Source organism: Paraburkholderia caledonica, assembly GCF_000383275.1.
In the GTDB taxonomy this organism is placed as follows: domain Bacteria; phylum Pseudomonadota; class Gammaproteobacteria; order Burkholderiales; family Burkholderiaceae; genus Paraburkholderia; species Paraburkholderia caledonica.
In genome coordinates this window covers 68,569-93,618 of record NZ_KB911037.1, presented here as the reverse complement: position 1 = coordinate 93,618, position 25,050 = coordinate 68,569, and the positions used below count along the sequence as shown (strand labels likewise).

Sequence of the window (25,050 nt, the reverse complement as noted above, 5' to 3'; positions counted from 1 at the left end):
CCAGCGAGGCGCAGCATCACAATGCCGGGACTCATGCCATGGCTGACTCAGCGCACCGGTAACTGGCCCGCGTTCGCACGGCTCGCACACTGGACTTCGTGACTGCGCTGCCGGATCAGCCGATCCTGCCGCAGTCCCCAGAAGTACGTGACAGCGAGACAGGGCAACAGCGACACAATCGAATACCCGACGCCCGCAAGCGGGTTGCCCGTCAGATTGACGAGTGAGAGACTGATCAGCGGAAGAAAGCCGCCGAACAGCACATTGCCGAGCTGTTGCGACAATCCGAAGCCCGTGGTTCTGCTTTGCGGCGGAAAGCATTCGGCGATGAACGCCGGCAGCGGCGCCATGATCATCGCCGTCAGGACGGCCAGCAACGCGACGAGCAGCGTCACCATGGCCCAGCCGCCCGCAAGCGCATTCGTCCTGATGCCCGCGAAAGCCGGATACGCCGCAAGTATCCACAGCACGATGCCGATCAGCATCACACGCGAGCGGCCGATCGCATCGGATAGACGGCCGAACACCGGATAAAGCGGCGCGGCCACGACGATAGCAATCCCGAGGCACAGGTTCGCGCGCGAAGGTTCGACCTTCAACACGTTCTGCAGGAAGTAGAGCATATACACGATCGACGTATAGAGCGACACCGACGTTCCGCCTTGCGCGCCGAACATCGCGACAAGGATCGCTTTCCACGACGTCGCGCTCGACAAGGTGTCCTGCAGCGGCGATTTCGACAGACGGCCCGCCTGCTTCATCTCGGCGAACACAGGCGTCTCCGTCATGCCGAGCCGAATCCATGTCGCCACCGCGACGATCGGCGCCGAGATCAGGAACGGGACGCGCCAGCCCCAGGATTCGAATGCCGATGCATCGAGCGCGAACTTCAGCGCCGACACGATCGCCAGCGCCAGCAGCAGTCCGAGGCTCGCGGTACTTTGAAGCACGCTCGTCGCCATGCCTTTTCGGCCCGCGGGCGCATGCTCCATCACGTAGACGACGGCAGAGCCGTATTCGCCGCCGAGCGCGATGCCCTGCACCACGCGTAGCGTGACCAGTCCTATCGGCGCGAGCAAGCCGGCCATCGCGTAGGTCGGCAGGCAGCCGATGCCCACTGTCGCGATGCCCATGATCGCGAGCGTGATGACGAACGTCTTCTTGCGTCCGATGCGGTCGGCCATCGGGCTGAAGATGATCGTGCCCAACGGTCGCGCTACATACGCGATGCCGAAGGTGGCAACGCCCGCCATTGTGGCGATCATCCGGTCCGTCGATGGGAGAAACAAGTGCGTCAAAGTCGATGTCAGCGCGACATACACGAAGAAATCGTAGTACTCGAGCATGGTGCCGATGCTCGACGTCGCGATGATTCGCAGCATGCCGGGCTGCGGATCCCGGGCTCCGGAAGTGGTGGACATGGTCGTCTCCTGTGATTCAGTTTGTAAGGCCCCGCGCGATCTACGCGGTGGCCGTATCGCGCATCACATGTGTGTGCGCTTCTTCTCCGCCTGCCGCTCCAGAAACCGGCCGACAGCCTCTTTGTGCTCGCGGCCGCACAATAGAATGGCTTGCATGCTTGCCGCCATTTCGAGCGTCGTCGAAAGCGATGCATCGGCCGCTTCGCGCACGAGCCGCTTGGCCATGCGCAGCGCCGTCGGCGGGTTCTGCGCGATGCGCTTCGCCAGCGACCGTGCGTCGATGTCGAGCTCGTCCTCCGGCACCACCTTCGAAACGATGCCGAGACCCAGCGCCGCTTCAGCATCGATGAACTCGCTGGTCAGCGTCAATTCCAGCGCCTTCGAATAGCCCACGCTCCGCACGAGGAACCACGATCCGCCGATGCCCGACACCAGTCCGAGCCGCAAGAAACTCTCGGCGAACACGGCTTTTGTGCTCGCCACGCGGATATCGCACATCAGCGCAAGATCGCATCCTGCTCCGACTGCGGCGCCATTCACAGCGCAAACGGAAGGCACATCGAGACCGCTCAATGCGCGCGTGATTCTGTGGAGGCTGCGATGCAGGCGCTCGCGTACAGCCTCGACACTGCCGCTCATGAGATCGCTGCCGCTTTGCATGTCCTTCACATTGCCGCCCGTGCAGAAGTGCGGCGACGACGAACGCAGCAGCAAACAGTGCACGTCGGGCCGGTCATTGATCTGCTCGAGCACGTCCGACAGCGCCTCCGTCATCGCGACGTTCAGCGCGTTGCCATCGCTCGGACTGTTGAGCGTGAGCGTGAGCACACCGTCATCGACGGACGATTCGACCAGTGAACCGGCATGATTTGGATGAGTTGCCACGAAGAAGTCTCCTGTTTGTTTTCCCGGCCACTACCGGTTCTGAAACGCGGCCTGACGGCGTTCCAGAAACGCCGCCATGCCTTCTTTCTGATCGGCGAGCGAAAAGCCCGCGTGAAATAGCCGTCGCTCGAACAACAGTCCTTCCGACAGCGACGACTCGAACGCACGATCGACGGCCTCCTTGATCGCGACGATCACCGGCAGCGAATGACGCGCGATCTGTTCGCCGACGCGCATCGCTTCGTCGATCAACCGCTCGCGCGCGACGATCTTCGACACGAGTCCGTAAGCCAGTGCCTCCTGGGCGCCAAGCGGCTCACCGGTCAGACACGCGAGCATCGCGGTCGATTTTCCGACCGCCCGCGGCAGACGCTGCGTGCCGCCCGCCCCCGGCACGATGCCGAGTTTGATCTCGGGCTGGCCGAAGAGCGCGTCGTCCGCGGCGATGACGATGTCGCACATCATCGCCAGTTCGCAACCGCCGCCGAGCGCATAGCCGCCTACCGCCGCGATGATGGGTTTGCGGACGGTGCGGATGCGATCCCAGCTACGGCCAATGTAGTCATCCGAGAATGCGTTTGCGTAATCGAGCTTCGACATCGCGACGATGTCCGCGCCGGCGGCGAAAGCTTTGCCGGACCCAGTCAAAACAGTCGCGTGAACCTGCGGGTCGGCTTCATTGCGCAGCAGGACGTCGATCAGCTGATCCATCAACGCGTCGGTCAGAGGATTCAGTGGGTTGTCCGACGCGAGACGCACGAGCGCGACCCGCCCGCGTCGTTCGCTGCGGATCATCGCGGCGCTCATGCGCTCACCTTGCGGTCTTCATCGCAGGTGTCGCGCGTTGCGCGGCCCACTCGGATAACCCCGGCGTTCAGCAGGCCCGCGATCTCGCTTTCAGCGAAGCCGTATCGCTTCAGCATCTGCAGCGTGTGCTGGCCCGTCAGCGGCGCGGGCAAGTCGGGCGCGCTCGGGCGATCCGATGGACCGAGCGCGAAACCGTGCGTGCGCATGGTGCCCGCGACCGGATGATCGATCGTCTGCGCCAGTCCGCATTCAGCGTACTCCGCTGTGTCGATGACATCGCCGTAGGTTGCAACGGGCGCGCATAGAATGTCGCGCGCCGCGAGCCGTTCCATCCAGTCCGCAGTCGTGCGTTCGACGAAACGCGCGGCGAGTATGTGATGGAGGATCGCGCGATGGCGCACGCGATCATCGTTGGTGGCAAATCGCGGATCCGCTTCGAGCGACGACGAAGCGAGCACCTCACATAGCGCGTGCCATCGCTCCGGATGGTAGGCGACCACCATCATCCAGCCGTCCTGCGTTGGGAACGCTTCGTTCGGGCACGCATAAGGCGCGGCACTGCCGGTCTTTTCCGGCTCTCTCCCGGACGCGAAGAACGCGGCGAAGCCGATTTGCTGCAGCATCAGCGTCGCGTTGTAGAGACTCACGTCGAGGTGCTGTCCGCCACCGCCCGCGCGAACCTGATGCAGCGCGCCGAGAATCGCGATCGACGCGAGATAGCCGCCCATCATGTCGGCGACGGGGATCGGGACTTTAAGCGGTTCGGCGCTCGTCGTGCCGAGCGTGCTCATCAGACCGCTGACGGCCTGGATCACGCCATCGACGCCAGGCCGCTTGCGATTCGCGCCCGTCTGGCCGAACGCAGAGATCGAGCAGTAGACGAGCCGGGGGTTCAGTTGCCGCAATGCGTCGAAGTCGAGTGCCATCGACGCCATTACGCCCGGCCGGAAGTTTTCGACCAGCACATCTGCCTCGATCACCATGCGGCGAACGGCATCGCGCCCTGCATCGGTTTTCAGATCGATTGCGACGCTGTACTTGTTGCGGTTGACGCTGATGAAGGCCGGGCTTTCACCGCTTATCCACGGCGGTCCGATACGCCGCCCGATCTCGCCGCCGGGCGGCTCAATCTTGACGACGTGCGCGCCAAGATCGGCGAGCGTCATTGAGCAGACCGGTCCGGCGAGGACGTGCGAGAAATCGATCACCCGCACGCCGTTGAGGCTGTCTCTTGGCATTTGTGATTGTCCTGTCTCGTGACTCGCCACTGCGACGAATCATGCTGATGAGAATAGGTACTCACCGGCCTGCCGGACAATCTACAATTTGGAAACAAGCCGTTGACTTTTTGTTAAAAGGTCGGCGACTCGTCAAAGTTATTCGCTGAGCAACGTAAGCAGCCATCCGCGAAAAATCTTCAATGCATCCGATTGCGGACGCCCCGTTGGCCACGCGAAGTAGTAAGTGTGATGGCCGCGATCGAGCTCGAACGAAAACGGTGTGACGAGCACACCGCTTTCCAGTTCACCACGCACCAGCGCCTTCTGCGCGATCGCGACACCGTGCCCTTCTATCGCCGCCTGGTACGCGAGCAGCGACGTTTCGTAGCGCATCTCGCGGCGGCGCGCGTTCAAAGGAAGACCCGCCGCCTTCAGCCACAAGGTCCAGTCTTCCGGGCGCGCGAGCGTGTGCAGAAGCGTTTCCCCCTGCAACTGCGCGCGGGCCTTGACCTGTCTGGAAGGAGCTGCGACAGGCACCAGCTCGTTCGCGATCAGACGTTGCACACGCAGGCCGGGCCACTTGCCGTCGCCTAGCTGAATGCCGCCGTCAATGTCCTCACGCGCAAAATTCAGCGGAGCCGGGGATGTCGTGAGTTGCACGTCGATGTTTTCGTGCAACCGATGAAAGCTCGCGAGGCGCGGAATCAGCCAGCGCACCGCGAACGTCGCAGGCGAGCGGATCTTGAGCACACGCGCACGCCGCTCGGACGATCGCAGGCTGCCGGTGGCTTCGCGCAGCGATGCGAACAGCGGCATGAGTTCCGCCAGATACCGCGCGCCTGCCGACGTCAGTTCCAGCCGTCCTTTCACCCGTTCGAATAGATCGACGCCCAAGTAAGCTTCGAGCGTACGCACCTGCCGGCTGACGGCGGCGGGCGTTACGGCCAGCTCGTCAGCGGCTTTGGAAATGCTCAGCAGGCGCCCGGTCGCCTCGAACGCCCGGGCGGGATTTAACGGGGGAAGCAGTGCTCGACGTTCCATGGTCTATCCGTCTAGAAGCATATGGGGATTGCGGCTCGAAATGCCCGAAGGACGGTTCGGCACGTGGCAGCTCGCCGAATAGTGAAGCACCGACGAGCGACGACGGAGCAAGAGGCTATTCCGGCAACGTGCAAATCGCGCAGGTCTTGACCAACAGAATGCCAGGGCAGAGTCGCGAGGGCCTTTTTGGTGGCTGAACGGCAAACGGCAGCATACGCCACGGTGCTCGGCTTGACCATTGGGCCGCTTTGGCACTGAATGAGCCGTTCGAATGGCGGCTAGCGGCTGCCATTTCAATATGTTCGAGTGTGATTTGGCGTTTGCTTCGGGCGCGTCGCTGATCAGACCGGAGACCGCTCCCCCTCTCGCAACATAGCGATCAAAGCGCGCAAGCCCGCCGGAATGTGTCGACTGCCAGGAAAGTAAAGGAACAGGCCGGGTATAGCCGGGCACCATTCGCCCAGCACTACCGATAACCGCCTGCGCGCCAGCGCCGCGCACGCATATGGCTCGGGAACATACGCAATGCCAAGTCCATCGATGGCTGCCTCGACCATCAGCGTGCTGTTATCGAGCGTGAGCGCGCCGGGTGGATCGATGACGCACTCCTGCCCATGCTGCGCAAATTCCCAGCGATAGCGTTTTCCGCTAGGAAGACGCTGCCGGATGCAGCGATGCGCGTGCAAATCCTCCGGTGATCCCGGCCGCCCGAATTTGCGCAGATAACGCGGCGACGCCACCGCAACGAAGCGCATGTCCTCGCTCACGCGTACGGCGATCATGTCCTTGGGCAAGGCCTCGCCCAGTCGTACGCCCGCATCGAACCCTTCCGCGACGATATCGGAAAGCCGCCCGTCCGCCACCAGATCCAGTTCCATAAGCGGATATTTCGCGAGAAACGGCGGCACTACCGTGCGCAGCAGATGACGGATCGCACCTTCACTGCCGTTGATGCGCAGCGAGCCGCGCACTTCACCCTCAGAGCGCGAGACGTCGTCGAGCGCATCATCGAGCTCGCTCAACGCGGGACGCAGACGCGCGAGCAGGCGTTCGCCGGCATCGGTGAGCGACACGCTTCGCGTTGTCCGGTGCAGCAAACGCACGCCTAGATCGGCTTCGAGACCGCGCATGGCATGACTCAGCGCCGAGCGCGATACGCCGACTTCGCCCGCTGCCTGAGCGAAACTGCGCCGCGCGGCAACAGCCATGAAGGATTGCAGATCCGCTAATGTGGGTTTGGCCATTGTTGAATATATTTCACCTCATCATGCCGATTGATAGTGATTCTCACACATATGTTAACGGCCTAGCATAGGGTTTTGATCGTCGAACGGAGATTCGCAATGAGCAAAAACTGGCTGATTACAGGCGCGTCGAGCGGACTGGGGCGCGGACTCGCGGAACGCGCTCTCGCCAGGGGCGACAGCGTGGTCGCGACACTGCGCAAACCCGGCGCACTCGATGATCTGCTCGCATCGCATCCCGGGAAGCTCCGTATCGTCGAATGCGACGTGACGGATCTGGACGCCATGCGCCGTGCCGTCGCCCAAGCCTTCGACGCATGCGGGCGAATCGATATCGTCGTGAGCAATGCGGGTTACGGCCTCTTCGGCGCGGCGGAAGAACTCAGTGATGCGCAGATCGACCGGCAGATCGCGACCAACCTGACCGGCTCGATGCAACTGATCCGCGCTGTCGTTCCGCGTCTGCGCGAGCAAGGCGGCGGGCGCATCGTGCAGGTCTCGTCAGAAGGCGGGCAGATCGCGTATCCAGGCTTCGGCGCGTATCACGCAAGCAAGTGGGGCATCGAAGGTTTCGTGGAGGCCGTGGCGCAGGAGGTCGCGCCCTTCGGCATCGACTTCGTGATCGTAGAGCCGGGTCCGACGCGCACGAATTTCGGCACGGGACTGGATGTCGCGGCGGCGCTGCCGTGTTATGCCGATACGCCTGTTGGTGAAATACGCCGCGCGCTCGACGGAGGCTACTTCGAATTTGCTGATGCTGCGAAGACCGTCGAGGCGATGCTTGCCACCATCGACGAGCCGAATCCGCCTCAGCGTCTCGTGCTCGGCAAGCTCGCCTACGAGCACATTCGTGACGCGTTGACCAGGCGCCTCGCAAGCGTCGAAGCGCAGAAGGCGATCGCGTTGTCTGTGATGGAAGACGCGTAACTGAGCAGCCCTGCAATACTGCGGCTCTTTTACGGAGGATGGCGAACCATTAAATTCATAAGGCGGTGCGGGCATTCGATCCACCTTTTCTATCGGACTGCTCCGCGTCCGGTGCTTACGCGCGGCGGACCACCGAAGATTTTTTGCCTTTACGCGAGACAGCGCGCTGGCCGGCCTCCTTCGAGGCGCGATGACAGCTGCCAAGGAGTTCCACCAGCCGTGTCTCGCATTCGGAAATCGAGTATCCGCGCCGTTGCGAGATCATGAAAGTAAGCGGGCGCATGTGCCATGCGCGCCGTTTAAGTTCGACAAGTGTTCCATTCGCGAGGTCGTCGTCAACCAGATGATGCGGCATGTGTCCCCAGCACAAGCTTCCCCTCAGCAGATCGTGTTTCGCGCCCAGGTCGTTCACCAGCCACTGGCGTTCACTGGCGACACCCTGTTGGGTCTTTTCCGCATCCGGCTGATTGTCGGTTACGACGAGCTGGATGTGCCGGCCAAATTCCTCTCGCGGGATGGACCCCGTGATTGCGGCCAGCGGATGCGATGGCGCACAAACAGTGACCATTTGCGCTTCGCACAAATGCTGCCTTTCGATGGTCCCGGGGCTTAGCTCCGGCACGTCTGTGATCGTCACCGCCAATGCGCACGTACCATCGAAAACCAGCCGCTCGCCGCCCTGCATGGTCGTCATGCGCAGATTGATTGCAACCGTCGGGAAGTCTGCCTGCAAAGTGCGCAGGCATTCGCTCAGGTGCGCACGCGGGAAATAGACATCGACGGCAAGCGACACTTGCGGCACCCCGGCTTCGGCAATCGAAACCGCACGCATCTTCATCTCTTCGGTGCGCGAGATCACCCCGCGAGCATCCGGCAGAAGGCTGCGGCCCGCGGCTGTCAGCGTCGCTCGGCGAGTGTTGCGCTCGAACAGCACCACATCAAACGCACCTTCGAGCGCGCTGATCGCGTGACTGATCGCCGACTGTGCACGTCTTAATTCCCGTGCGGCCCCTGAAAAACTCCCCTGATCGCAGACCGCGACGAAGGCCCGGAGCTGGTTGATGGTGACGTTGTCGAGCATGGTTATCTAAAAAGTAGATGGTTTTAATGCATCTTTAGTCAATTGTCTTCATGGGTCAAGAGCTAGAGAATGGTCTTCTCCATTTTTGAAGGACGCACGACGTGAACAGACTGAATGGCAAGACTGCTGTGATTACCGGCGGCGCGACCGGCATTGGCCTCGCCGCAGCCCGGCGCTTTATTGACGAAGGCGCATTCGTCTTCATCTTCGGCCGCCGGCAGGAAGCGCTCGACGCTGCCGTGGCAGACCTCGGGCCTCGTGCCCGCGCGGTGAAGGGTTCGGTCTCCGACCCGGCCGACCTCGACAAGCTCTACGCAGCGGTGAAGGCCGAGCGCGGCGGCCTCGACATCGTATTAGCCAATGCCGGGGCAGGAAGCGCGCTTCCACTCGGCCAGATTACCGCCGAGCACATCGACGAAACCTTCGATACCAATGTGAAGGGTGTGATCTTCACGGTTCAGAAAGCGCTGCCGTTGATGGGCGAAGGCGGGTCGATCATCCTGACTGGTTCGAGTGCGGGCACCACGGGCGCTCCGGCAATGAGCGCTTATAGCGCGAGCAAAGCGGCCGTGCGCAACCTTGCGCGGACCTGGGCGGTGGATCTGAAGGGCACCGGCATCCGCATCAACGTGCTCTCACCCGGGGCGACGGCGACCGAACTCGCGAAGGAGGCGCTCGGCGAAGAAGGCCAGAAGGTCTTCGCCTCGATGACTCCGCTGCAGCGCATGGCTCATCCCGCCGAGATCGGAGCGGCCGCGGCCTTTCTAGCGTCGTCGGACAGCAGCTTCATGACTGCCAGCGAGCTCGCCGTCGACGGTGGCCTCGCGCAAATCTGACGCGCGATCCAATCATCAACACATCCACGGAAGAAAATCAGATGGGACAAGCTCTTAAAGGAAAAACTGCCCTCGTTACCGGAGCATCGCGAGGCATCGGCCGCGCCATTGCTGAGCGTCTTGCAAAGGATGGCGCGACAGTCGCGCTGACCTACAACGCCAGCAAATCGGGCGCCGACGAGGTGGTCGCGGCGATCGAGAAAGCTGGGGGCACTGCGTTCGCGATCCACGCGGACCTCGTTGACGCGGCGGCCGTCCCGGCGCTGTTCGAGAAACTCGACGACGAGTTCACCAAGCGGAACGGAAGCAGAACCCTCGACATTCTGGTCAACAACGCGGGAAATTCCGGCTGGTTAGGCTTCAAAGACGCGACGCCAGAAAGTTGGGATACCTTAATGGCGGTCTATGCCCGCGCACCCTTCTTCATTGTTCAAGCCGCTCTGGACCGTCTCGCCGATGGCGGACGCATCATCAACATTTCTTCCGCTGCCTCGACCAAGCCCGTGACCGTTGCGCCGGTCTACTCGATGGCGAAGGCGGCCATCAACAACCTGACGCATGCGCTCGCGTCCGAACTTGGGTCGCGCGGAATTTGTGTGAACGCCGTCGCGCCGGGCTACACGCGAACGGACGCGAACGCCGCCTTGCGGGAGGACCCCGAAGTCGTCAAGGCGGCCGAGGCCAACATCGCGCTGGGACGCTTTGGCGAGCCTTCGGAAATCGCCGCCGTCGTGGCGTTCCTCGCTTCCGATGATGGCCACTGGGTGACCGGCCAGACAATCGAGGCGAGCGGCGGCTACAAGCTCTGACCGCGCCGAAAAATCGAAGGAGGAAAGATGAGTTACGCAATTATCGGCTTCGGCAAGATCGGTCGTGCTCTTGCCAGGGCATTTGCCCGAAGCGGCATCGAAGTATCCGTTGCAACCACGCGCGACCCGGAGAGCTTCGCCTCCGATGCGGCGTCGATCGGACTCACGATCGTCCCCCGGACACTGGCGGACGCCGTCATGGCGGACACGATATTCCTGGCGGTCCGTTTCGAGTCGTACCCGGAGGTTGCCAGGGCGCTTCCCACCTGGGAGGGAAAGACCATCGTCGATGTGACCAATGCTTATGGCGTGCCTCCTGAGGCTCTGGGGGGAATGCCTTCTTCCAAAGCCGTCGCACAAGCCTTCCCGGGCGGTCGGCTGGTCAAGGGCTTCAATCATTTGCCTGCTGCCGTCCTCGAAAAAGATCCCGCCGTAAATGGTGGAAAGAGAGTCGTGTTCCTCGCGAGCGACGATAACGGCGCCGCAGCGGAGGTCGGCGCGCTTGCAGAAAAACTTGGCTTCTCGCCGATTACCCTCGGCGGGCTTTCGGAAGGAGGACTGCTAGTTCAGGCGCGCGGAAATAGCTGGGGTCAACTGATCTTTAAGGACCTCGTCACGTTCGGCTGATGAATCAGACCGTCGCCGGATTCGTGGCCCGCGTGCACATGTGATGAATTGGAACCGGAGAACTTCGATGAGCATTGAAGAGAATGTCCAGGTCGTCAAAGACTTCTTTGCAGCAATCAGCGGCGGCGATAAGCAACGTCTGCTGGAGTTGTGTGCCGAAGATATCGAGTGGATCATTCCGGGCGACAGCTGGCCGCTGGCCGGTACGCGCCGGGGGCACGCAGGATTAACGGATCTGCTTCAAACGCAATCCGAAACGGTGGAGACTTCGTTGACGCAGCCCAGTGAATTCGTCGCGCAGGGAGACCGGGTTGTGGTCATCGGCTTCGCCAAGGGAAGAATCATAGCCACCAATAAAACGTTCGAGGACGATTGGGTGTTCGCCATTACCGTTCACAACGGCAAAGTGTCGAAGATCCGCGAGTACATCGACACGCAAGCATTGGCACGGGCTTCGGCACCGGCATGAACGGCGCCGGTCATTGCTCGCGCAGATAGTCGTACCGGTGCGCGAGCCATCGCGTACCGGTTCATTCGCCAGGATGAAGTACTGGTCCTTGGTTTCGTGGTCGCGACCGCACAGCCACCGCTTTATGCCTGCCAGGAATGACTGTTATCGACGGCGCCTGCCTTCTTCGATCAGGCGCTGACCTCCATCATTTGCTCACCGTCAACCAACAGGACAAAAACGATGAGCAACTTCCAAACCTATACGATCGATAACGCACCGGCCGCTTCGAAGGCCGGCCTCGAAGACACGAAGCGCGCCTTTGGCTTCGTGCCCAACCTTCAGGCGCACATGGCGGAGTCGCCCGCACTGCTGGCCGGTTACTCGGCGCTGTGGGACCTGTTCTCCAAAAGCACGCTGACGCCGCATGAACAGCAGGTCGTCTACCTGACCTCGAACTTCGAGAACAACTGCCACTACTGCATGGCCGGTCACAGCACGCTGGCAAAGATGATCAAGATGGACGCAGGCGTGATCGCCGCGCTGCGCGCCGGCACACCGCTGCCCGATGCAAAGCTCGAAGCGCTGCATCGCTTCACGACGCTCGTAGTGCGCGAACGTGGCTTCGTTCCGGACGCCGATGTCGACGCGTTTCTCGCCGCCGGTTACACCCGTCAGAATGTGCTCGAAGTGATTCTAGGCGTAGCGACCAAAGTGATGAGCAACTACACCAACCACATCGTCCATACCGAACTCGACAGCTTCATGGCCGGTAACGAGTGGACCAGGCCGGTCGCCGCCTAAGCCGTCTCGGGGAGCCGTTCGCGGCTCGCGTCCAACCCGATACCGAAGCTCAAATACACGCGCATCGCAGCCGCGCTGAACGCAGCCTGAATCTGCGGCCACCCGGTTCCTCAATTTCACTATTCCCCTCACGGAGAACACTCATGTCGCTGCAAGAGAAACTCGATGCATTCCGGGCCGACTTCAAGGCAGGCAAACCGCCGTTCAATGCACCGCCGGAGATTCATCCGGTGATGGAGCGCGCTACCGCAGAACTGATAGCAAGCGGACAGGCGAGCCGTGCGATCAAGGCGGGCGACCGCGCGCCGCATTTCAACCTGAAAGATCAGGACGGCAACGACGTGTCTTCCGCTGCGTTGCTGGTGAAGGGCCCGCTGGTGGTGACGTTCTATCGCGGCGTCTGGTGCCCGTACTGCAATATCGAATTGCAGGCGATCAACGAAGTGCTGCCGCAGATTCAGGCCTATGGCGCGAACGTCGTGGCGATCTCGCCGCAAACTGCGGTCAATAGCCGAAAATCGGTGCGCACCAACGAACTGGGCTTCCCCGTGCTGAGCGATGTGAATGGGCAGACAGGCGCCGACTTCGGCTTGCGCTTCGCGTTGCCCGACTATCTGGTCGAGTTGTACAAGAATCTGAGGAACGATCTGCCTGCGTTCAATGACGACCCGGGCTGGACCTTGCCGATGCCGGCGCGCTACGTCATCGGGCAGGATGGGATCGTGCTGTATTCGGAGGTCAACCCGGACTACACGCGTCGTCCGGACCCGTCGGACATGTTCCCGGTTCTGGAAAAAGCCGCCTTCATGACGGGTCAAACGCTTTACGTCGACGGCGGAGCGTCAATCGGCAAGCTCGCTTTCTGAGGGTGCGCCGCCGGTGCCGCTGCCAACGGCACCGAGTGTTTCTTCGACGAAGGCGACGAACGCTCGCGCCTTCGCACTCACCAGCCGTCCAGCCGGGAACACCGCCCACAGGTCGATCGAGGGCAATTCCCAGTCGGTTAGTACCGCTTGAACCGAGCCATCGGCGAGTTCCGGCGAGAACATCCATTCCGAGGCAATTGCAAGGCCTAGTCCGCCCAGCACCGTGGTGCGCATGCCTTCGGCGGCGCTGACGCTGACGCGCCCGGACACGACTACCGCCACTTCCTTGCCGCTCTGGCTGAACGCCCACGACTCCCCGCCGCCTCGCAACGAGTAGACGATGACCTGGTGCTGACTTAGATCCGCGGGCGTCTTCGGCACGCCTGCTTCGGCGAGATAGGCAGGCGTTCCGACAACCAGTCGACGGCTTTGCGCAATGCGGCGTGCCGTCATCGTCGAATCATCGAGCGATCCCATGCGCAGTGCAACGTCCACGCCTTTTTCGAGCAGGTCGATGGTGCGATCGTCCAGCACGATATCGATCTGCAGGTTCGGATGCCGGTCGAGAAACGTCTTGAGCGCAGGCAGGATGTGCAGGCGCGCGAAGGTGACGGCGGCACTGATGCGCAGCACACCGGATAGTCCGGTCGACGCGTCGCGCGCGACGTGTTCGGCGAGATCCACCTCTTCGATTGCGCGCCTTGCGTGCTCATAGAAGCGCTGTCCCGCATCGGTTGGCGTAAGACCGCGCGTCGAGCGCAACAGGAGCCGCACGCCGAGTCGCTCCTCGAGTTGCGCGATCGACTTCGAGACGGCCGGTTGCCCCAGTTTGAGCCGCTTTGCGGCTGCCGAGAACGAGCCCGCCTCCACGACGCTGACGTACGTTTCCATTGCTGCCATCCGGTCCATTCGGCTGCTTCCCCTTGAAGGACGATGAAGTCCGTGTCGTGACTAAGATGTGTTCAGCTGGAAGTCTAGCGCGTCAGGGCATGGGGTCGATGAAATTGCTGGGGACCGGTCTTTGTGATCTGTGGCCGATCACGGAGACAGTCCGCAAAACAGTCGGCCCCGCCGCAGGCAATGCTGCGGCGGGGCCGGTTGGCGATGCGTGCAGTCCGGTTCAGATACCCGGCGCTGCTTTATGCCTCACTGCTTACACATTCGGCGTCGCGCTTTGCGGGTCCGCCGGCGTGGCGGGATCGGGACTCTGAAGCGCCGGTGCATAGAGAATCACGTTGGGCAGCCGCGGGTTGGCCGTGTCGGTGCTATCTCGCACGCGCGACTGGATGGTCGTGTTATCCGTCACGCCCCAGAAGTTGTTGGTGAAGTCCAGAGAACGAAGCGTGGACGCGTTATAAGTGCCGTGAGACTCGATCGCGAGGCGGTTTCCATTCGGTGAATCCTTCTTGAAGAGGAACGAGTTCCGTTGCGCAACGCCGGTGGGCGCCTGTCCATTGGCAGGGAACGCGTCGATCAACACGAGTGGATCCACCATGTTGATGAACAGGTTGTTTTGCACGAAGACCGACGGATCGAAAGCGAAGGCCGCGGAGTCCACGAACGTATTGCCTTTCACGGTCGCCGACCTGCTCAAGCGCGGGTAGCCGTTCGTGCCGGCTTCATAAGTCGTCACTCCGTTGCGAACAATTGGCGTCACGTTCATGTGCGTGGCCTGGCTGTACGTCATCGAGAACGGCGCGGCGTCGTTGATCTGCACGAACGCGTCCTGCAACACTGTATGCGTGATGCTCACCGTGCCGTTACCCGCGTCCTGCGCCAACGACGTGTTAGCAGCCGTCACGCCCAGCAGTTGAACCGGACCCTGGCTTCCCACGTTGAGCGTGCCCGCCACGTTGATGATGCCTTTGGTCGGAATCGTACCCACACAATCGGCCGTGCATGGCACTGAGCGGTAAGTCTCCACGATCGTGTTATCGGGGATCGTCAACGTGACGCCCGGCGCCACTCGTACCGTACCGGCGAGGAAATATGGAGAGCCGCTCGCCGGCCACGTGGTATCCGCGGTGATCACGGTTCCGTCGGGAATGACCGTCTTCGGCTGCACGTAGACATACGCAGTAACGAGATTGCCGCTCGCATCGGTGCAGACTTTCGTGGGGTCGGTCGTGTACGGACCGTCGGTACATGCCTTGGGACTCGTGGACGAAGGTGCCGAAGATGCCGTGGTGGCGCTGTTGCCGCCTCCCCCACCGCCGCCACAGGCCGCGAGCAGAAGGGCAAAGAGTAAGCCTGGATATTTTTTCATTTGAAGGTCCCCGTATCGCGCTTATCGTTTTCGAATCTCACTGGTGTGTACACATCAGCGATTCGTGCGACGGATCTTCACATGCCCCACCTGCGCCAACTGCGGTCTAGGACACAAAACATCGCGATTGGCGATGTCGCTGCCCGAATCGCCTCACGCGACTGTCAGGCACTGCATATGCTCTGTTACGCCTGCGGCGCGGTGACGGTCGCTTCGCCCCAGCGACGGGGATCAACTATCCAAGGAGCAAAACATGCGAGGCATTCAATCGATGCTTGTACTTCTGGCCGCATTGGCCGTTTCCGGCACGGCGAGCGCCCAAGCTGGCGGCAATGGCAACGGCGGATCGGGCGGCGGCAACGCCCACGGCGCAGCGACGGCGGGCCCGACTGCCGGCGGAGACAACACGTCCGCCCCGACGAGTACCCACTCGACCCATCATCGTTCGCACAAGCACGCCAAGCATCAGAAGCAGCCAGACACGCAGTAATGCGAGGCACAGCGGGCGTGACCACGAAGGCACGGCGACGCCCGCACAGCCGATTCCGACGATGCATCCTTTCGCCACGGCCGCCGGGGAGGATTGTTTTCAATCCCCGGCGGCTCGTTTCCGCTAGTTTCGCCGCTTGGCTTAGTTAAGCCGCTTCAGTTCGCCATCGTCCGCGTACCAGTCCACCGTCTTGCCGGATGTGTTGATCGTCACCGCGCGAGGCTCGCTGAACTGGTCAAACGACTCGATGCCCGTTTCTCGGCCCACGCCGCTGTTCTTGAATCCGCCCCACGGCGACGCCGGGTCGAGCCGATGGTGGTCGTTCACCCACACCATGCCGAACTCCAGCCTGCCGGCGACGCGATGCGCCCGCGCCACGTCCTGCGTCCAGATCGAAGCGGCAAGGCCGAACGACGTATCGTTGGCGATACGGATCGCATCGGCTTCATCTTCGAACGGCATGACGACCGTTACGGGCCCGAACACCTCGTCCTGGCCGATCTCCGAATGCGGGTCCGCATCGTAGACGACGGTCGGCTCAAGAAAGTACCCCGAGGTCAATTCTTGAGGCACGCGTCCGCCCGTGAGTAACTTTGCGCCCGCCTGCTGCGCGCGTTCGAGCATCGCGAGAATGCGTTGACGCGAACGCTCGGAAATGACGGGACCAAGCTGTGTCTTCGCATCCGTCGGATCTCCCACACGGATACGTTCCACCTTCGCGCGGAAACGTTCGAGGAAGGCCGCATACATCGATTTCTGCACGAGGATGCGCGCCCCGCAGACACAGGTCTGCCCAGCGCCGATGAACGCGGCGAACGACGCTCCGTTCACTGCGCGCTCGATATCGAAGTCATCGAACAGGATCACCGCGCCCTTGCCGCCCAGTTCCAGCGTCGTGAGCGCGAAATTACGCGCGGCAGCCTCGCCGATCGAGCGACCCACTTCCGTGCCTCCTGTGAATACCACCTTCCGGATCAGCGGATGTTGCGCGAGCGCCGCGCCCGCTACGCGCCCTTCGCCGTTCACAACGTTGACGACGCCTTTGGGAACGCCCGCGTCCTGCAACAGCTTCACGAGCCGCACGGTCGTCAGCGGCGTCTGTTCCGACGCCTTGATGACGACGCTGTTGCCTGTAGCGAGTGCGGGAGCGAGACTCTTCGAGAGAATCATCAACGGATGGTTGAACGATGTCATCAGCGCGACGACCCCCAGCGGTACACGCTGCGTGTAACACAGGTACGGTCCTTCGATCGGAATCACGTCGCTGCGGCGCGTGAGCGCGAGCGCCGCGAAGTAGCGATAGAACTGCGGCAAGCGTGAAATCTGCGCGCGCGTTTCCGCAATGGGACGGCCGTTATTCAACGTTTCGAGCTTGTAGAACTGTTCCAGATCCGCTTCGAACAGATCGGCAAAACGGTTCAGAATGCGCGCGCGTTGCTGGATCGACATGTCGCGCCACGCACCGCCTTCGAATGCGCGATGACCGGCTTGCACGGCCCGATCCACATCGCGAGCGGAAGCCGACGCGAGCGCCCCGATCACTTCGCCCGTCGCGGGATTCACAATGTCTAGCGTGCGGCCGTCTTCAGCATCCGTCCATTCACCGCCAATCAACAATTGCGCGTCATAGCGCTGTGAGTTGCCTGTATTCATTACATGGTTCCTGTCGATTCATTTGTTAGGCGAAGCGTGCGCGTCGGCATGAAGCGCGTCGCGCGCGAGGGTGTCTTCCGGTTGAAGGTCTTCGAGGCGCTGTCCGGTCGGCTCGACGCCAAGCCATGCAACGACGACGATCTGCACGGCGAGCAGACCGATCATCATTGCAAGCACGCCGACGATGCCGTACTGCCCGAAAAGCGATACCACGATGAAAGGCGTGACGATGGTGGCGCCGCGGCCTAGCGTATTGCAGACGCCCGACGCGCGCAGCCGCACTTCAGTCGGGAAGAGTTCCGGCACATAGACTGCAAATAGCAGCGCGACCAGCACGTAGATGGGAATGGTCAATAACAGCCCGACGATGGGCAATATCACGGGGCTCGTGATGAACGGATACATCGCGCCAAAGACGATCGCGGCGAGCGACGAGCCGATGATCGTCGGCTTGCGGCCCCACGCGTCTGCGGTGAGCGCGCCGATTGCGGAGCCGATAGGCGCGCCGAGCGACATCACGAGCGCGAACCCGAACGACTTCGCGATGCTGAAGCCCTGATGCACGAAGAATGTCGGAAGCCAGGTGACGAAGCCATACAGCAGCGTGTTGATGACAATGAGCGTCACGCAGCCGACGATCATCCGTTGCAGCATTGCGCCGCTGAACAACGAAGCGAACGACAGCGCCGGTTGCGCTGTCGCGCCGGGTCTCGTCGACGCTGGCGCAGGCAGCGGCTTGCCGCCTCGTTCAGCCGTCACTTCTGCTTCGACGCGACGCAGGATCACGTCTGCCTCGTCGTGGCGTCCAACGGAATCGAGCCAGCGGGGCGACTCCGGCAAGGACTTGCGTGCATACCAGACGCCGAGTGCGCCAACACCGCCGAGCACGAACATCGCGCGCCAGCCGAACGACGGAATCAGCAGCAACCCGATCAGCCCCGCGACGGGCAGTCCGGACACGACGAAAACCGCCATCAAACCCTGCAGCCTGCCGCGTTTCTGCGGCGGCACGAATTCGGCCAGCGTCGAGTAACCGACCACGTTTTCCGCGCCCAGTCCAAGTCCCATCACGAAGCGGCACGCGATGAGCACGCTCATGTTCGGCGCGAGTGCCGCGCCGAGCGACGCCAGCCCGAACACGGCGAGATTTGCCTGATACGTGAACCGCCGCCCGAACCGGTCGCCGAGAAAACCGGTGGCGAGCGAGCCGAGCATCATGCCGAGAAAAGTGAGCGACACGAACAGCGCGTTCTGCCCGAGCGTGGAGAATCCGGACTTCAGCGTTGCGCCGAGCACCGTCGACGCAACGTAAATATCGAAACCATCGAAGAACATGCCAATGCCAATCAACCACATGATGCGCCGGTGAAATCCCGACATCGGCAGACGATCGAGCCTGGGCCCTGCGTTGACGTTCATGTCTGTCTCCAGTCGACGTTACGGTGTCAGCGGATTAGCGCTTTCATCGACATCCGCACGTCGTGTTGTATCGAGCGGGTGAAGCACGGCCACGCTCAGCGGGTCTGCATCAACCGCAATGCGTTGACGGTCAGCATGTCGGTCGCGGCGCGGAAGTTCTGTTCGACGCTGCCTTCCTGCGCGGCGAGGAAGAACGCCTTGCACTGTTTCGCGCCGGCTTCGTCGAGCGAGAGAATGCGAGCGGCAAGCGCGTCAGCTTCGGCGTGCAGGTTCGCGCGGTCGCATACTCGCGTGACGAGCCCTGCCTGCAAGGCCGCTTCAGGTGTAATGGGATCGCCGAACAGGACCATTGGAAACAAGGCCTTGGGCAGCGCATAGCCGCCGAGGTAAGCCATGATCGCGGCGGGCGGCAGACCGCTGCGCATCTCAGGAAACCCGAGCCGCGCCGACGATGCGACGAGCGTGAAGTCGCACAGGATCGCAAGCCCGAAGCCGAAGCCCAACGCGTCGCCCTGCACCTGCGCAATCGAGATCAACGACGTGTTGCGTACGAGCCGCTTGAGTTCGATCAGTCGCGCGACTTCGGTGCGGATCGACACGGCGTCCCGCCCCGCTCGCTCACGCCCCGTGCAGAACACATCGCCGTTCGCGCGGATGCGCAGTACACGCGCCTTCGGTTGCACGGCCTCACTGCGCAACGCGTCCGACATCGCGTCGAACATTGCAACCGACACTTCGTTGCCGACGTCCCGGCGGTTCAGCGTGAAGGTGAGCACGTCGCCGGTATGCTCTATGACAACGGGGGCTTCCAATGCACTGCGATCCATGTCGTCTCCTGCTGTATAATCTGTATACAGAGTATTCACAGAAATCCGAGGTGTCAATGCCCGCTGCTAAAACCGCTTCTTCAAAATCCACGACAGCGCACACGCGCCACGCGCCGAGTCTCGAATCCATTGCCACGCGGTATCACGCGCGGCTTCGCACGCTGGACTCAACCGGCGATTCATTGAGCGATGGCGTGGTCGTCCCCGCGTTGCGCGAGGCGATCGTGGAAGGCGTGCTCGCTCCGGGTAGCCGTCTGTCCGAAGTGCAGGTCGCAAAACAGCTGAACGTTAGTCGCACCCCGATGCGCGAAGCGTTCGCGCAGCTCGAGCGCGAAGGGCTCGTGACGGTTCTTCCGCGAGTGGGCGCATATGTGCGGTCGGTGACGCTTCGCGATGTGGAAGAGATTTATACGGTGCGGGCCGCGCTCGAATGTCTCGCGGTGCAGCTTGCATCCGAGCGCATTACATCGCTCGGTGCCGCTCAGCTAGATGATGTGATCGACATGATGCGAACGAGCGTCGATGCCGGCGACGCTGCCGCCTATGTCGATGCATTGGACCGCTTTTACGCGATCGTCATGACGATCGCCGACAACCGCACGTTGCAGCAGAGTCATGCATCGCTGATCGGGCCAGTGCGCCGGCTGCGCCGCATCGCAATGGCGCAAGGCGGGCGGATGCGCGCATCGTTCGAACAGGCAGTGCGAATTCGCGATGCTGTCGTCAACGGCACCGGGGATGCGCAGGATCTGATGAGGGAACAACTGCAACGGGCGTGCGAGGCCGCGCTGGATGTGCTCAAGAATGCGGGGAAATAGACAAGCGTCGCCACGCCACGCCGCGCAACGGCCCACGAAAAAGTGCTCCGTTGCTCTTGCCGGCCGTTCAGCACCCGGCCGGCCCGAAGATTTTCTCCGGATGCAACGATCGTTCGCCCCGTGGGATTTTCGCCCGGGCAACGACCGTTGCGCCCGCTTTAAACGCGGACCGTCGGCTTATCCTGGTCGAACGCAGGCTCAAGGAACCGCTCGATCCAGACTGCAAGGCGGTCGGCCGCAAAACTGGCCCGCGCACCGGCACGGCAGACGATAGCGTCACCTTCCCGGAAGAACTGCAGCGCGCCGCCCGCTTCTTCCAGCCACAACAGGCAGGCCAGCCATGCAGCGTGCTCGGCGGATACCGCGTGACCCACCGGGCGCGTGAGGAACTCGCTCAGCGTTGAGGGCGAAGTCCAGAACAGCGCCTCACCATTGCCGCGCACCGTGGCGCCGAGGACATCCATCAAGACCGGCAACGCGTCAGCAACGCCACGCCCCGCAGTCTGCGCACGCAGTTGCGCGAGACGCGTACCGACCGCGTGGCCGAAGCTGCCGCTGCATTCGCTCTCGGCATGCACCAGATCGGCGTAGTCCATACGCCGCCAGTCCGGCTCGGCATTGCGCGTACCGGCCAGTTCGGTGCCGGTCAGGTAAGTTTCCACCGGCTGGAACCGGCCAGGGCCAATCAGGCTCGCGCACAACGTGTGCACTACGCCAATGCGGGTGGCCACCGTCTGCGTCTGCAATACGCCAAGCTTCTCGCGCACGAGTTCGTCGCGTTCCTTGCGCAGCCCCGACAGCTCCAGCGCCTGCTTCATCTCCATGCGCAGCGCTGAGATATCCCACGGCTTCTTGATGTAGCGATGTATCTGGCCCTGGTTGACGGCCTCGACGGTCTGATCCAGCTCGGAATAGGCCGTTGTCAGTATCCGGACGATGTGGGGATAGCGCTCTCGCGCATAGCGCAAAAGTTCGTTGCCATGTTCGCCCGGCATGCGCTGGTCGGACACGAGCACCGCCAGACTGGAGGCGTGGGCGTCCAGCATCGCCTTGCCGTCGTCCACCGAGGCGCCCGTCACCACCGGCGCAATGGAGCCGATGGCGCGTTCGAAGTATTTGACCGCGGTGGCTTCGTCGTCGACGAACAGAATCGCCGGAGGCGGCGTCTGGTTGGCAATCGTATGGCTCATTGGTAACTCCTGTGCATTCGATCCTTCAAATTTGGAGATTCCAGCGTCGCGGCCGTACCGCCGCCGACTGCGGATCTGATCCCGATGTTCCCGACAAGCTGCGCGACGCGGTTGCTGAAGATCGTGCCGAAGCGGCTTGCGCCGGTCTTCGCGATAACCGGGTCGACCGGCAAGCGCTGCGTCACGTCAGTCGCGACACTTGGGCTGTCGTCGCCGATGTCAACACCTCGCGGACCGTGCTCACGCCCAGGGGCTTCTCCAGGATTCGGAACACCCCATCGGAACTGACTGCGGCCGGCAACGCGTTGTTGTCCGCGTAGGCCGTCACCAGGATCCGGACGATATGCGGATACTCCTGAGCGACCTGGCGCAGCAGATCGTCGCCGTGCCGGCCCGGCATGCGGAAGTCGGTCACAAGCACGGCCACGCGCGCTCCTTCGCGGCGAAGGATCGACATAGCCTCCTCTGCGCCGCTCGCGAGAAGCACTTCGTAGTCACTGCCCGCCGCGCGCGCAAAGTACTTGCGGGCTAAATCCTCATCATCGACATAGACGACAGTGTGCGGGCTCTGCTGCGTATTGCTCATTTCGATATCACTCGGCACGCGGCAGGTCGAAGTTGAACGCGGTCCACTCGCCCAACTTGCTTTCCGCGAATAGTGTGCCGCCGTGCCGCTCCACCACCGCATAACTAATGGACAGGCCAAGGCCGAGGCCCTGGCCGACTTCGCGCGTAGTGAAAAACGGTTCAAACACTCGCGCGAGATTTTCTGCGGCGATTCCCGGTCCGTTGTCGCGCACATTCACATGCAGCCGGTCGTCGCGCCACTCCGCCGCGACGTGGATGCGCGGCGACGCGGTGCCGGCCTTCTGCATGGCGAGAGCAGCATTTGAAAACAGGTTGATGAGCACGCCGATAATGGCGGCTTCGTCGCCCAGCACAAGGGTGTCGTCGGACAGCTCACGCGTGACGCTCACGCCGCGCAGTTCATGCGCGCTCAAGCGGATCGACGAGTCAAGCGCCTTCTCGAACAGGAACGGCACGTCGTCTGCCGCCGCGCCGGGTCGACGGTAGGCAAAGGTCTTCAGGTCCGACACGATATGCTGGATGCGTTGCATCCCCTGCTTGACATCCGTCAGGCACTCCATCAGCGAAGGGCTGCTTTTGGCCTGCGGTTCCTCCATGCCGATTTCGATCGCCATCAGGCAGAAGTTCACCGGGTTGTTGACCTCGTGAAGCAACCCCGCCGACAACGTACCGATTGCAGCCATCTTCTCCTGCTGCAATAACTGACCTTTGATCTGCGCGAGGCTTTCGTTGGTACGGGCGAGCTGGTCGTTCTTGTGCGCCAGCTCCTCCTTTAACCGGAAAAGCTGGAAACGGCCCTTCTCGTTGAAGTAGGTGTACACCGAACTGGCCAACGCACAGAAGAAGATCAGGATGAGCTGAAATAGAAACTTGCTCGGGTCGTGTATGCCGCCCGCATGAGCCACGCAGGCTATGTAGTAGAGCGCGACCGTGGCCAGCCCGAAAGCCAGCGTCTGCCAATAGCCGGAAGGGAACAGGATGCCGACCGCAAAGATCGTCAGCATGAGCCCGGCATAGAACAATGACTGCTCGCCCTGCGTGACATAAATCATCCAGGAGATCATTGCCTGCGGCAACAGCAGCCAGAGGAAGGTGATGATCTGCACGTGGCGTTTGCCCGTTGTCGTGTAAAACGACAGCAATGCCAGGCCAATGGCTGCGCTGGTCAGCACCCGAATGATCGCAAAGCGCTTTTGCTCATCCGGATACACGACGTAGTCGAGCGCAACGCCCATCAGCACCAGCACGATCACCGTCAGGCCTCCGGCCTTGCTGCACAGCAACCGGTAGTCGCGCAGTTCTTCACGATAGTTCGACTGTAGCCCACCAAGGGAGGTTGTCATCTCAGGCTACTTGTTGCTGGCCGATCACCACCTCGGCGAACACATTAACCCCGGTCGAGTCCGTGTACAGGCGCGGCTCTCCGCAGTTCTCCGGCATGATGTCGGCCATCTGTGCCTCGTTGCGATAGATCAGGTACCACTCGAGCACGTGCTCCATGCTCAGGCGCTCCGGGTTGTCGGCGTGGACATTGGTTACCAGCAGGCGGCCGCCCTGTCGGGTCCGGCTGGCGAAATGCTGGTTCAGCCGCGCACACACCTTGTCCGACAGGTAGTCGAAGAGGCCGGCGCAATACACCGCGTCGAATTCACGGACGTCCGATGCGTGCGCATCGATCCGGCGCTTGAGCAGGTGGTGGACAGAATCGTGCGTGTAGCTAATGGTCATGCGCCTGCCCATTTTCTGTGAAATGGACGCAAGGCGTTCACGTGTCCAGTCCAGTGTCTCCTGGCTGAAGTCGAGCAGTTCGAACGTCAGCCACTGCGGTTCGTCGTATTCGTGGATAAAACGCTGGATCTCCTGAGCGGGGCCGCAACCTACGTTCAGCACACGGAACGGCCGCTGCGCGGCGCGCGCTTCGTTGGCGAGCCGGGTCAGGTAGTCCACCAGCAGGTCGACGCGATTGCGGTGCGCACGCGCGACGGCCGTCTGCAGGAAAGCCGCGTTGACGATCTGGAAGTACGTGCTCGGCCCCTGGCGCGGATCGTCGAGCATCTGATTGACCATCTGGTAGTCGCCGGCATAGCCCAGCGGCTTCGTGAACGTGCGAAACACAAACGGCGAGCGCAGCAGCAGCGGATGTAGTGCAGCCTGGGCAAAGGCACGGTGTGCCGGCGCCAGTTCTTCGTCGACCAGCCGTGCCTCGCCTTCGAATTCGTCGAAGTAGAGCTTGGTCTTCTCCATTAATGGCGATGCCAGTTCGAAGAAGAAGTCTTCACGCAGGCTATTGCCTTCCTTCGGCATGGTCTCGCCGAGGTCTGCCTGCTCGACCCACCGCGACATGTCCGAGAGAAAAGCGCGGATCTGGTTGACTGCGATCTGGTAATCACGACGGATCTGGAAACGGCCGGTCCAGTCCTGCACGAACCGGCGCGCTTCTTCGCCCACCGTACGCGCTTCCAGCGCGCCGCCACTCAGTTCGCGCCACTCGGCGATCAGCGTTACCGAAACGATTGCTGTGAGGCCGGTATTGACCATGCTGATGACGACTGCCTTGCCAGAATAGGCGTGTTCCACGCCCATCTTGACGGACAGGTCGCTCAGCACCTCGCTGACCTGCACAATCGAGTACGGGTTATAGATCTCCATCACCAGCGAGTTTCGCTGGAGATTGATGATCGTGCCTCGTACCTGCTCGCCCTGCGAGTTCCGGAAGCTGACTACCGGATCGATTTGCGTTTTGGAATACACAATATTGCGGCCAGGTAAGTATCACGACTAGT

General features: G+C 62.0%; 25 protein-coding genes. 9 read left to right on the top strand and 16 right to left on the bottom strand.

Annotated features, from left to right (window positions below):
* Positions 1-47: 47 nt before the first annotated feature.
* The 6 genes from H281_RS0113010 to H281_RS0112985 form a co-directional block, all read right to left on the bottom strand.
* Complete coding sequence (locus tag H281_RS0113010; RefSeq protein WP_020067548.1) at positions 48-1,421, bottom strand: MFS transporter; 1,374 nt, start codon at positions 1,419-1,421, stop codon at positions 48-50.
* Positions 1,422-1,484: 63 nt separating this feature from the next.
* The gene (locus tag H281_RS0113005) at positions 1,485-2,306 is read right to left on the bottom strand and encodes an enoyl-CoA hydratase-related protein (protein ID WP_020067547.1); all 822 of its coding nucleotides are present in this window, start codon (positions 2,304-2,306) and stop codon (positions 1,485-1,487) included.
* A gap of 30 nt (positions 2,307-2,336) precedes the next feature.
* Positions 2,337-3,113 (bottom strand): enoyl-CoA hydratase-related protein, encoded by a 777-nt coding sequence (locus H281_RS0113000; RefSeq protein WP_020067546.1) that lies wholly within the window; start codon positions 3,111-3,113, stop codon positions 2,337-2,339.
* Positions 3,110-4,351, bottom strand: coding sequence for a CaiB/BaiF CoA transferase family protein (locus H281_RS0112995; protein WP_020067545.1), 1,242 nt, complete (start codon positions 4,349-4,351; stop codon positions 3,110-3,112). Before H281_RS0112995 ends, H281_RS0113000 begins: the two co-directional genes overlap by 4 nt.
* A 138-nt stretch (positions 4,352-4,489) precedes the next feature.
* Positions 4,490-5,374, bottom strand: a complete 885-nt coding sequence (locus H281_RS0112990) for a LysR substrate-binding domain-containing protein (RefSeq protein WP_020067544.1) — start codon at positions 5,372-5,374, stop codon at positions 4,490-4,492.
* A gap of 341 nt (positions 5,375-5,715) precedes the next feature.
* Positions 5,716-6,618 carry a LysR family transcriptional regulator gene (locus H281_RS0112985; RefSeq protein ID WP_051120955.1) on the bottom strand — a complete coding sequence of 301 codons (903 nt, stop codon included), beginning with the start codon at positions 6,616-6,618 and terminating at the stop codon, positions 5,716-5,718.
* 99 nt (positions 6,619-6,717) lie between these two features.
* Here H281_RS0112985 and H281_RS0112980 point away from each other — a divergent pair, with 99 nt between their 5' ends.
* Positions 6,718-7,545 carry an SDR family oxidoreductase gene (locus H281_RS0112980; RefSeq protein WP_020067542.1) on the top strand — a complete coding sequence of 276 codons (828 nt, stop codon included), beginning with the start codon at positions 6,718-6,720 and terminating at the stop codon, positions 7,543-7,545.
* Between the two features lie 115 nt (positions 7,546-7,660).
* Here H281_RS0112980 and H281_RS0112975 read toward each other — a convergent pair whose 3' ends face one another.
* Positions 7,661-8,626, bottom strand: a complete 966-nt coding sequence (locus tag H281_RS0112975; protein WP_020067541.1) for a LysR family transcriptional regulator — start codon at positions 8,624-8,626, stop codon at positions 7,661-7,663.
* 101 nt (positions 8,627-8,727) lie between these two features.
* On the opposite strand from H281_RS0112975, the gene H281_RS0112970 reads away from it, so the two are divergent.
* The 6 genes from H281_RS0112970 (at position 8,728) to H281_RS0112945 (ending at position 13,016) form a co-directional block, all read left to right on the top strand.
* Positions 8,728-9,462: an SDR family NAD(P)-dependent oxidoreductase gene (locus tag H281_RS0112970; RefSeq protein WP_027804547.1), complete on the top strand. Its 735-nt coding sequence runs from the start codon at positions 8,728-8,730 to the stop codon at positions 9,460-9,462.
* A gap of 41 nt (positions 9,463-9,503) precedes the next feature.
* A complete protein-coding gene (locus H281_RS0112965) occupies positions 9,504-10,271 on the top strand; it encodes an SDR family NAD(P)-dependent oxidoreductase (RefSeq protein ID WP_020067539.1) in 768 nt (255 codons plus the stop codon).
* Between the two features lie 27 nt (positions 10,272-10,298).
* Positions 10,299-10,898 (top strand): NADPH-dependent F420 reductase, encoded by a 600-nt coding sequence (locus H281_RS0112960; protein WP_020067538.1) that lies wholly within the window; start codon positions 10,299-10,301, stop codon positions 10,896-10,898.
* A gap of 67 nt (positions 10,899-10,965) precedes the next feature.
* Complete coding sequence (locus tag H281_RS0112955; protein WP_020067537.1) at positions 10,966-11,367, top strand: nuclear transport factor 2 family protein; 402 nt, start codon at positions 10,966-10,968, stop codon at positions 11,365-11,367.
* Between the two features lie 222 nt (positions 11,368-11,589).
* Positions 11,590-12,150, top strand: a complete 561-nt coding sequence (locus tag H281_RS0112950; RefSeq protein WP_020067536.1) for a carboxymuconolactone decarboxylase family protein — start codon at positions 11,590-11,592, stop codon at positions 12,148-12,150.
* Positions 12,151-12,293: 143 nt separating this feature from the next.
* Entirely contained in the window at positions 12,294-13,016 is a 723-nt protein-coding gene (locus tag H281_RS0112945) for a peroxiredoxin-like family protein (RefSeq protein ID WP_020067535.1), read from the top strand.
* On the opposite strand, the gene H281_RS0112940 is transcribed toward H281_RS0112945, so the two are convergent.
* Positions 12,993-13,925, bottom strand: coding sequence for a LysR family transcriptional regulator (locus H281_RS0112940; RefSeq protein WP_027804546.1), 933 nt, complete (start codon positions 13,923-13,925; stop codon positions 12,993-12,995). The two genes, H281_RS0112945 and H281_RS0112940, sit on opposite strands and share 24 nt — an antisense overlap.
* A gap of 244 nt (positions 13,926-14,169) precedes the next feature.
* Positions 14,170-15,282 carry a hypothetical protein gene (locus tag H281_RS35625; RefSeq protein WP_020067533.1) on the bottom strand — a complete coding sequence of 371 codons (1,113 nt, stop codon included), beginning with the start codon at positions 15,280-15,282 and terminating at the stop codon, positions 14,170-14,172.
* A gap of 253 nt (positions 15,283-15,535) precedes the next feature.
* Here H281_RS35625 and H281_RS0112930 point away from each other — a divergent pair, with 253 nt between their 5' ends.
* Complete coding sequence (locus H281_RS0112930; protein WP_020067532.1) at positions 15,536-15,772, top strand: hypothetical protein; 237 nt, start codon at positions 15,536-15,538, stop codon at positions 15,770-15,772.
* Between the two features lie 141 nt (positions 15,773-15,913).
* Here H281_RS0112930 and H281_RS0112925 read toward each other — a convergent pair whose 3' ends face one another.
* The 3 genes from H281_RS0112925 to H281_RS0112915 form a co-directional block, all read right to left on the bottom strand.
* Positions 15,914-17,425 (bottom strand): aldehyde dehydrogenase, encoded by a 1,512-nt coding sequence (locus tag H281_RS0112925; protein WP_020067531.1) that lies wholly within the window; start codon positions 17,423-17,425, stop codon positions 15,914-15,916.
* Positions 17,426-17,443: 18 nt separating this feature from the next.
* Positions 17,444-18,844 carry an MFS transporter gene (locus H281_RS0112920; RefSeq protein WP_020067530.1) on the bottom strand — a complete coding sequence of 467 codons (1,401 nt, stop codon included), beginning with the start codon at positions 18,842-18,844 and terminating at the stop codon, positions 17,444-17,446.
* A 95-nt stretch (positions 18,845-18,939) separates the two neighbouring features.
* Entirely contained in the window at positions 18,940-19,671 is a 732-nt protein-coding gene (locus H281_RS0112915; RefSeq protein WP_020067529.1) for an enoyl-CoA hydratase/isomerase family protein, read from the bottom strand.
* A gap of 56 nt (positions 19,672-19,727) precedes the next feature.
* On the opposite strand from H281_RS0112915, the gene H281_RS0112910 reads away from it, so the two are divergent.
* On the top strand, positions 19,728-20,489 hold the full coding sequence (locus tag H281_RS0112910) for a GntR family transcriptional regulator (RefSeq protein ID WP_020067528.1): 762 nt from the start codon (positions 19,728-19,730) through the stop codon (positions 20,487-20,489).
* A 158-nt stretch (positions 20,490-20,647) separates the two neighbouring features.
* On the opposite strand, the gene H281_RS0112905 is transcribed toward H281_RS0112910, so the two are convergent.
* The 4 genes from H281_RS0112905 to H281_RS0112885 all read right to left on the bottom strand — a co-directional run bounded on the left by H281_RS0112905 (position 20,648) and on the right by H281_RS0112885 (position 25,018).
* Positions 20,648-21,679 carry a response regulator gene (locus H281_RS0112905; RefSeq protein WP_020067527.1) on the bottom strand — a complete coding sequence of 344 codons (1,032 nt, stop codon included), beginning with the start codon at positions 21,677-21,679 and terminating at the stop codon, positions 20,648-20,650.
* 181 nt (positions 21,680-21,860) lie between these two features.
* Positions 21,861-22,265, bottom strand: a complete 405-nt coding sequence (locus H281_RS0112895) for a response regulator (protein WP_020067525.1) — start codon at positions 22,263-22,265, stop codon at positions 21,861-21,863.
* Positions 22,266-22,272: 7 nt separating this feature from the next.
* The gene (locus H281_RS0112890) at positions 22,273-23,610 is read right to left on the bottom strand and encodes a sensor histidine kinase (protein WP_027804545.1); all 1,338 of its coding nucleotides are present in this window, start codon (positions 23,608-23,610) and stop codon (positions 22,273-22,275) included.
* Position 23,611: 1 nt separating this feature from the next.
* Positions 23,612-25,018 (bottom strand): class I SAM-dependent methyltransferase, encoded by a 1,407-nt coding sequence (locus H281_RS0112885; protein ID WP_020067523.1) that lies wholly within the window; start codon positions 25,016-25,018, stop codon positions 23,612-23,614.
* Positions 25,019-25,050 lie beyond the last annotated feature (32 nt).